Here is a 7,856-nt window from a genome sequence, read left to right as displayed (position 1 = left end):
GCCGCGCCCGGCCGCCGGGCGTTCGCGGCGGCCACACATGGGGGACGTGGGGGACGACCCGTGCTCGTCGGTTCTCGCCCGGGGCACCGCCGCAGCACCGTCGCCTGCGGGCCGCGGCAGGGCCCGCCGCCGGCGGCTTCAACCGCGCGGCACAGTCCCGCCGGGCCTCGGCGCTCGGCCGCTCATGGCGGCACGCGGCGAGGGCCCGCCCCCAACGCGGGGGCGGGCCCTCGGCGCTGCGCCGGCAGATCCGGCGGGCGCTCGCCCGAGCGTGCCCGTTACTTCATGCGCGTACCAGCCGAGCGCAGCGACTCGCACGCCTTCGTCACGCGCGCCGCCATGCCCGCCTCGGCGGACTTGCCCCACGTGCGCGGGTCGTAGGTGCTCTTCGAGCCGACCTCGCCGTCGACCTTCAGCACACCGTCGTAGTTCTTCAGCATGTGGTCCGCGACGGGCCGGGTGAACGCGTACTGCGTGTCCGTGTCGAGGTTCATCTTCACGACGCCGTTCTCCAGCGCGGTGGTGATCTCCTCGTCGGACGAGCCGGAGCCGCCGTGGAAGACGAAGTCGAACGGCTTGCTGCCCGCGGCCAGCCCGCGCTCGGCGGCGACGCCGTCCTGCAGCTCCTTGAGCAGCTCGGGGCGGAGCACCACGTTGCCCGGCTTGTAGACGCCGTGGACGTTGCCGAACGAAGCGGCCAGCAGGTAGCGGCCCTTGTCGCCGAGGCCGAGCGCCTGGGCGGTGCGCAGCGCGTCGTCGACCGTCGTGTACAGCTTGTCGTTGATCTCGTGGCTGACGCCGTCCTCCTCGCCGCCGGTCGGGGTGATCTCGACCTCAAGGATGATCTTGGCGGCGGCGGCCTTCGCGAGGAGCTCCTCGCCGATGGAGAGGTTGTCCGCGAGGGTCTCGGCCGAGCCGTCCCACATGTGCGACTGGAACAGCGGGTTGCGGCCCGCCTTGACGCGCTCGGCGGAGATGTCGAGCAGCGGGCGCACATAGCCGTCGAGCTTGCCCTTCGGGCAGTGGTCGGTGTGCAGCGCGACCGTGATGCCGTACTTCTCCGCGACGACGTGGGCGAACTCGGCGAGGGCGACGGCGCCCGTGACCATGTCCTTGCTGTACTGGCCGCCGAGGAACTCCGCGCCACCCGTGGACATCTGGATGATGCCGTCGCTCTCCGCCTCCGCGAAACCACGGAGGGCGGCGTGCAGGGTCTGGGACGACGTCACATTGATGGCGGGATAGGCGAACTTGCCTGCCTTCGCCCGGTCGAGCATCTCGTTGTAGATCTCCGGGGTTGCGATGGGCATGGTGCCGCTCCTATGTGATGTTTGGGTGGAGGTGCTTGTCCCTGACCTGGGGGCGACGTCATCGTCACCCGTATCTTTACAGACTCACGCGAGACCGAGTTCGGCGGCGGTGTACGCGGCCGTGTAGGGCAGCCCCGCCTCGGCGACGGCGGACGCGGCGCCCCGGTCGACGATCACGGCGACGCCGACGACCTCGCCGCCGGCCTCCCGGACGGCCTGCACGGCGGTGAGCGGCGAACCGCCGGTGGTGGAGGTGTCCTCCACGACGAGGCAGCGCCTCCCCTTCACGTCGGTCCCCTCGATCCGCCGCTTCATGCCGTGCTGCTTCTGCTCCTTGCGCACGACGTAGGCGTCGAGGCGCCGCCCGCGGGCGGCGGAGGCGTGCAGCATCGACGTGGCGACGGGGTCGGCGCCCAGGGTGAGGCCGCCGACGCAGTCGTAGTCGAGGCCCGCGGTGGCGTCGAGCATCACCTGGCCGACGAGGGGGGCGGCGTGCCCGTCGAGGGTGACGCGGCGCATGTCGATGTACCAGTCGGCCTCGATGCCGGAGGAGAGCGTCACCCTGCCGTGCACCACGGCGAGATCCTTGATCGACTGGAGGAGCTCGCCCTTGGCGTCGTTCGTAGCGGTCATGCCCCCGAGCTTAGAGGCGCTGCCAGGACCAGGTCGCGGCGAGTTCCAGGGGCTGGATCCTGGTCACGAGCTCGGGCTCGATGTTGAGCCCGTTGGGTGGGCCCGACTGCGCCTCGACGCAGACGGCCTCGGGCTGCTCGTCGTAGACGACGACCCAGCGGGCGGGGCTGGTGACGGTCAGCGCGAGCTGCCCGGGCCAGGTCAGGGTGGCGTCGACGCCGTCGGGCATGCCGAAGCAGTCGTCCCACGGGCCGGGGAGCGGGTCGATGCGGCGGCCGGTCGGCAGGTGGTCGTCGCCGCGCTCCAGCTGGAACTCGGGCGCGAACGCGAGGCTCGCGTCCTCGCCGCCGAGGTTCCTGCGGAACCACGGGTGCCAGCCGACCTGCGCGGGGAACGAGTCGGAGGCGGTCTCCACGCCGAGCGTGAGCTCCAGGGAGTCCGCCGTCAGCCGGAACGTCTGGGTGACGAGCCCGGCGTACGGCCACGGGTCGCCCAGCTCGTACGTCAGCGTCGCGGACGCCTCGTCGGAGTGCCGCACCCGCCAGGCGGTGTCGCGGCCGGTGCCGTGGATCGCGTGGGGCGGCGAGTTCAGCGGCATCTGGTGCTGGGTCTCCCCGTTCCTGAACCGCCCGAGCGCGATGCGCCCGCAGAAGGGGACCATCGGGAAGCACCCGTAGCGCGGCCCCTGCCGCAGCAACTCGGTCCCGCCGATGAGGAGACTGCTGACACGGGCGCCGTTGCCGGGGTCGACGGTCAGGGAGACGTCGCCGGCGGAAAGTTTCAGATCGCTCACGCGAGCAGCGTAGTTCCCACGGCGAACACCGGGTGCGGCACCGGCCCCGCCCAGACACGCCTTCCCTGACGGGGCGGCGCGCGGCGCGTCAGCCCGTCGGCGTGCCGGCCCCGTCGCGTTCCAGCGTGGCGCGCAGCGCCGCGACGGCCGCGACCGCGGCCGTCAGCGACGCGCCGTCCAGCGCGCCCGAGGTCAGCTCGGCCAGCCCGTCCCTGACGGTTCGCTCCGCCGCGTCGGCGAGCCTCGCGCCCTCCGCGGTCAGGGACAGCAGCGAGGACCGGCGGTCCGCGGGGTTCGGCTGCCGGACCGCCAGCCCGCGCTGCTCCAGCCGGTCGACGCTCTTGCTCGTCGCCCCGACGCCGATGGCGAACTCGGCGGCGAGGTCCGCCACCCGGGCGCCGGGGTGGTCGCGCAGATGGCGCAGGGCCTCGTACTGCGAGGTGACGATCCCGTGCCGCTCGCGCAGACGGTCGTTCAAGGCGTTGTACAGGCGCGTCTCGCAGCGGACCAGGTCCGCGAAGAAGCCCGGCAGATCCTCGGCGCGCGGCGATGTATATTCCACGGCATATAGTGTAGCGGAAGCTACTTGCCAGGAGTCAGGAGCCGCCCATGAGCGAGGAACAGCGCGCCAGGATCGACGCGATGATGCGGCAGCCGCACCCGGCAGGGCCCCGGCCGGTCGAGGAGCTGCGCGCCGGATTCATGGCGCTGATGGAGCGGATGAACGTGCCCGGCGGCATCCGCACCACGCCGGTGGCGCTCGGCGGCCGGCCCGCGCTGCACGTCGAGCCGGGAAAGGCAGGAGAGACAGGAGAGACAGGAGACACGACGGAGACAGGGGAGCCGGCGGGCCCTGCCGCCGGTCCTGGCGGCGCGGCACCGGCCGGCACGATCCTTTACTTCCACGGCGGCGGCTGGGTGTTCGGCTCCCCCGAGACGGCCATGTCGCTGACGGGCCACCTCGTGGCCAGGACCGGCCTGGCGGCGTACTCGGTGGACTACCGGCTCGCCCCCGAGCACCCCTTCCCCGCCGCGATCGAGGACACGCTGGCCGCCTACCGCGCCCTGCTCGACGGCGGCACCGACCCTTCGGCGATCGTGTTCGCCGGCGACTCGGCGGGCGGCGGCCTCGCCGTCACCACGTGCCTCGCCGCCCGCGACGCGGGGCTTCCGCTGCCCGCCGGCCTGGTGGCGTTCTCCCCCGGGCTCGACGCGACGAGGACCGGCGAGAGCATGGAGACCAAGGAGGGCGTCGACCCGATCTTCACGCGCGCGGCCGTCGAGCACACCGGCGCCATGTACCTCGCCGGGGCCGATCCGCACCAGCCGCTGCTCAGCCCCGCCGTACTCGCCGACCTGACCGGCTTCCCGCCGATGCTGCTCCAGGTCGGCACGAACGAGATCCTGCTGGACGACTCCACGCGGCTCGCCTCCCGCGCGAGGGCGGCCGGGGTGGACGTCATCCTGGACGTCACCGCGCGCGTGCCGCACGTCTTCCAGTCGTTCGCCGGGATCCTGGACGAGGCGGACGAGGCGCTCGACCGCGCGGCCCTCTTCCTCCGCCAACGGGTCCGCACCGCGAGCGCGGCCCGCGCGGCGGCGGAGTAGGCGCGCGGGGCGCGCGCGTCAGTGGCGGCGGCGCAGGGCGCGTGTCACCACGACCGCCGAGGCCAGCGCGAACGCCGCCGCCGGGGCGACCCAGCGCAGGGAGCCGACCGCCGTGGCGGCCTCGGGCAGGGGGACGGGGGCGTAGCGGCCGCGCGGAGGCGCGTGGTCGACCTCCTCGGCGCTGCGGCCGATCATGGTCCGGCGTGCGTGCGCCGCCTCCGCGGGCGGCTCGTCGTCCTCGCCGGGGTCGTCCGGGTCGGCGGGTCCTTCGAGGCCTTCGGGGCCCTCGGGGACTTCCGGGACGCAGAAGTCGCCGGCGCCCGCCACCGTCTCGCCCGACAGCGGCGAGGGATCCGCGGCGGGCGTGGGCGGCGCCTTCGGGGGCAGCGGCTCGGCCGCCTCCTCGGCGCTGTCCGGCGGCCCGGGCCTGACGTCCTTCTGCGGGCCGCTCTCGTCGCCGAGGCGGGCGGCGAACCGGTCGAGCAGCCGCCGCGCGGCCTGCGCCGCCGCCTCGGGCGGCAGCTCCGCGAGCCTGCCCTCGGCGTGCGAGACGCCGGTGAAGCCGATGTCCGTGCCGTCCGTGCGTGCGGGCGACGTGGCCGGCCCGTCCCCGTCGTCCGGGCCCGGCACGGTGCCGGAGACGGAGACCGCGGGGACCAGGCGCACGTCCAGCGTCACGGACACCGAGCCCGTGCCGCGGACCTCCTCGCCCTCGGCGCGGACCGTGAAGACGCCGTCGTCCTCCTCCGTGACGCTCAGCACGCCGCGGTACGTGATCGTGTGGCCGCCCGCACGGACCTTGAGGCGGCCGGTGATCTCCCCGGGCTCGCCCTCGTCGTCCTGCTGGAAGGCGGGGACGCAGTGGGCGACCCGCGCCGGGTCCCGCAGCGTGCGCCGCAGTGCCTCCGCCGTCATCGGAACGAACACCTCATGGTCCATGGCACGAGCCTACTTAAGAAGCCGCCGTCCCACCCTGTGCGCGGCTCAAGACGCCTGGCACAGCCTCCCCCCGGCCTCCGGCCGGGGGTACCCCCAGGCTCCCCCGGCCTCCGGCCGGAAGGTGCCCCCAGCACCAGCCCCCGCGATCTGATCGCACACCGAGTAGGGCGGCGGCTTCTGAGCCCGCCCCGCTCGGCGCTCAGTCGTCGTATCTCGGGTGAACCAGCGTCGACGGCGGCAGCTCGCCGGCGCCCTGCGGGCGGGCGTGGGATGCCGCTCGGGTGTCGGCGCGCAGCCGTGCGGCGTCCAGGGAACGCAGCTTCGGCGCGTCCGCCGCGAGCCGCGGCGCCGGTGGCCCAGGGCCGCGGCCCGCCAGCAGGAAGCCCCAGTCCTTCGGCGCCGCGTCGCGGCCCGCGCGCTTCGTCCTGTCGGGGCCGCCCGCGAACCCGTCGGCCGGGCCCGTGGCCCGGTACGCGCTCGCGCGGAACCCGGCGGCGCGCAGCGTCGCGTCGACCGTCCAGAAGGCGCGCGAGCGGCGCGCCAGCGGCCCCGCGTGCACCACGAGACGCCCGCCGGGCGCGAGCGCGCGCGCCGCCAGGCCGTAGAACTCCTGCGAGTACAGCTTCGTGCTCGACGTGATGCCCGGGTCGGGCAGGTCGCAGACGATCACGTCGAACGGCCCGCGCCGCGCGCCCTCGCCGCGCAGCCAGTCGAACGCGTCGGCCCGGACCGCCCGCAGCCTCGGGTCCCGGTACGCGTGGCCGTTGAGCGCGCTCAGCGCGGGGTCGGTGCGCGCGAGGTGCTCCACCTCGCCGTCGATGTCCACGATCGTCACCGACCTGACGTCCCGGTAGCGCAGCGCCTCCCGCGCCGCGAGGCCGTCGCCGCCGCCGAGGATCAGCACGCGCGCGTGCGGCCCGCGCATCGCGGGGTGCACGAGCGCCTCGTCGTAGCGGTACTCGTCGCTCGCGCTGACCCGCAGCCTGCCGTCGAGGTACAGGGAGAGCGGGCCCTTCTCGCCGCCCGTCAGCACGATCTCCTGGACGCCCGAGTGCACGGCGACGCGTACGCCCGCGCCGTACACCGCGGTCCTGGCCGCCCGTTCGAAGTCGTGCACGGTGGCCGCCGCGGTGGCCAGCACGCACAGCACGACCGTGTTGGCCGCCAGCAGCAGCCACCGCGACCGGCGCGTCAGGTCGCGGCCGAACAGCCACAGCACGAGGGCGCCACCGGCGACCACGTTGACCCCGCCCGTCACCATCGCGGCCGCCAGCTGCCCGAGCCACGGCAGCAGCAGGAACGGGAAGGCGAGCCCGCCGACCAGCGCGCCCACGTAGTCGGCGGCGAAGAGGTCGGCGACCGTGCCGCCGACGTCCTGCCGCGAGACGCGCTGTATCAGCGTCATCAGCAGCGGGATCTCGGCGCCCGTGAGGATGCCGATCGCCAGCGAGAAGGCGACGATCGGGCCCCGCGACTCGCCGAACCACGCGAAGCTCGCGTACAGCGTGAACGCCGACAGGCCGCCCACGAGCGCGAGCGCGGACTCCACGAGGCCGAACCCGACGGCGGGGCGCGCGCGCAGCCGCTTCGCGAGCAGCGAGCCGATGCCCATGGCGAACACCATCACCGACAGCACGACGGACGCCTGCGTGACCGAATCGCCCATCAGGTACGAGCCGAGCGCGACGAGTTCGAGCTCGTACACCAGCCCGCAGGCCGCGCAGACGAACACCACGAGCAGCACCAGGAGGCGGACGGCGTCCGCGCGCTCCGGCGGCCGCGGCCCCCGGCGGGGCGGCGGCCTGCCCGCCGGCGACGGCTCCTGCCGCGCCGTGGTGCATTGCTCGATCATGCAGTAACGCTACGTCACACAACACTCGCACAAGGTCACCCACAAGGGTGCAACTGGCCGCGCGCGGCACGACGGCGGGGTCACAGCACCGCCGGCGTGCGCACCCCCACGCGCGTACGCGTCACGACGAGCTGTCCCTCCTGCGGGTACGCGTGCCAGGTGCGCCACCGCACGGACCCCTCGTCGCGCTGTGCGAGCAGCGCGGTGAACGCGTGCGGCGAGCCGGGGAACGTACCCGCCAGGCCGTTCGGGTGGTCGGACACGAGCGCGAGCAACTCCTGCGCGCGTGCCGCGAACTGTCTAGCTGTCAATTCCTCCACGCGCGCGGCGAATTCGTACTCCCACTCGCCGACGCGCTCGGAGACCCCGAGCGGCAGCGGTGTGCTGCTGCCGGGGATGCACGCGACGGTCTCCGAGCACGCACCCCCGTCCTGTTCGAGAAGCACCTGGTGGGACGCGCCGAGCAGCCGCAACTCGAGCCGCGCGCCGGACAGGTCGACGCCGTGCGTGGCGAGCGCGGGCAGTGGCCCGCGCCCCAGCGCCCAGGCGAGATCGGCGGCTCGGGTGTCGGTGTAGGAGGTGTTCAGGGTCGTGAGCATGGATCGGCTCCGCAGACACACGTGACGGGTGGGCCGGGGGCACCCCGCAAGGAGGAACGGGCTTCAGGGCGTGCGGAAAGCGGCCTGCCCGGCTCCGCGTGGGGGCCCCGGCCGAGGGCTGG

At 74.2% G+C, this 7,856-nt stretch carries 8 protein-coding genes; 1 reads left to right on the top strand and 7 read right to left on the bottom strand.

Features of this window, described 5'->3' with window-relative positions; genetic code table 11:
• Positions 1-278 precede the first annotated feature (278 nt).
• The 4 genes from fbaA to JFN87_RS00720 form a co-directional block, all read right to left on the bottom strand.
• On the bottom strand, positions 279-1,310 hold the full coding sequence (gene fbaA / locus JFN87_RS00735) for a class II fructose-bisphosphate aldolase (RefSeq protein ID WP_209337799.1): 1,032 nt from the start codon (positions 1,308-1,310) through the stop codon (positions 279-281).
• A gap of 84 nt (positions 1,311-1,394) precedes the next feature.
• A complete protein-coding gene (gene pyrE, locus JFN87_RS00730; protein ID WP_209337798.1) occupies positions 1,395-1,943 on the bottom strand; it encodes an orotate phosphoribosyltransferase in 549 nt (182 codons plus the stop codon).
• A gap of 10 nt (positions 1,944-1,953) precedes the next feature.
• Positions 1,954-2,736 carry an aldose epimerase family protein gene (locus tag JFN87_RS00725; RefSeq protein WP_307865240.1) on the bottom strand — a complete coding sequence of 261 codons (783 nt, stop codon included), beginning with the start codon at positions 2,734-2,736 and terminating at the stop codon, positions 1,954-1,956.
• A gap of 88 nt (positions 2,737-2,824) precedes the next feature.
• Positions 2,825-3,298 (bottom strand): MarR family winged helix-turn-helix transcriptional regulator, encoded by a 474-nt coding sequence (locus tag JFN87_RS00720; RefSeq protein ID WP_209337797.1) that lies wholly within the window; start codon positions 3,296-3,298, stop codon positions 2,825-2,827.
• 47 nt (positions 3,299-3,345) lie between these two features.
• Between JFN87_RS00720 and JFN87_RS00715 the strand changes: the two genes are divergently transcribed.
• Positions 3,346-4,344 (top strand): alpha/beta hydrolase, encoded by a 999-nt coding sequence (locus tag JFN87_RS00715; protein ID WP_209337796.1) that lies wholly within the window; start codon positions 3,346-3,348, stop codon positions 4,342-4,344.
• 18 nt (positions 4,345-4,362) lie between these two features.
• Here JFN87_RS00715 and JFN87_RS00710 read toward each other — a convergent pair whose 3' ends face one another.
• The 3 genes from JFN87_RS00710 to JFN87_RS00700 all read right to left on the bottom strand — a co-directional run bounded on the left by JFN87_RS00710 (position 4,363) and on the right by JFN87_RS00700 (position 7,734).
• On the bottom strand, positions 4,363-5,283 hold the full coding sequence (locus tag JFN87_RS00710; RefSeq protein WP_209337795.1) for an SRPBCC family protein: 921 nt from the start codon (positions 5,281-5,283) through the stop codon (positions 4,363-4,365).
• A gap of 199 nt (positions 5,284-5,482) precedes the next feature.
• The gene (locus JFN87_RS00705; protein WP_209337794.1) at positions 5,483-7,135 is read right to left on the bottom strand and encodes a polyamine aminopropyltransferase; all 1,653 of its coding nucleotides are present in this window, start codon (positions 7,133-7,135) and stop codon (positions 5,483-5,485) included.
• Positions 7,136-7,215: 80 nt separating this feature from the next.
• Positions 7,216-7,734: a DUF2617 family protein gene (locus tag JFN87_RS00700; RefSeq protein WP_209337793.1), complete on the bottom strand. Its 519-nt coding sequence runs from the start codon at positions 7,732-7,734 to the stop codon at positions 7,216-7,218.
• Positions 7,735-7,856: the final 122 nt, after the last annotated feature.

It is taken from the genome of Streptomyces montanisoli, assembly GCF_017813245.1.
Taxonomy (GTDB): Bacteria; Actinomycetota; Actinomycetes; order Streptomycetales; family Streptomycetaceae; genus Streptomyces; species Streptomyces montanisoli.
The sequence above is the reverse complement of the archived record's forward strand: the minus strand, read 5'-3'. Positions and strand labels throughout refer to the sequence as shown.